The following is a 243-nucleotide window of genomic DNA, read 5'->3' as shown; positions in this document are numbered from 1 at the left end:
TCCTGTGGTTTTGCGTCTCCTCTGTTTTGTTTGTCGCGCTCTTTTTCGCCTTCTTGTTCCCCTACAGCCCGCCCCGCTGGCAGATGTGGTCAGTGTTCGGTTTTGTCCTTATTATCTTCAATACGTATTTCTCTGTTCAGGTGAGCGTGGCCATCGATGCCTGGTACGGACCGTTCTACGGTCTGATCCAGCAGGCTCTCGCGAAGGCGGAGCCGGTGACTGCATCGCAACTCTATCTCGGCA

At 54.3% G+C, this 243-nt stretch carries 1 protein-coding gene; it reads left to right on the top strand.

Features of this window, described 5'->3' with window-relative positions; genetic code table 11:
• The coding region (locus ACPYOJ_RS36375; RefSeq protein WP_481420539.1) for an SbmA/BacA-like family transporter at positions 1 to 243 on the top strand (243 nt) is incomplete at both ends.

Source organism: Rhizobium sp. SVR5-9E, from assembly GCF_056755095.1.
The sequence above is the reverse complement of the archived record's forward strand: the minus strand, read 5'-3'. Positions and strand labels throughout refer to the sequence as shown.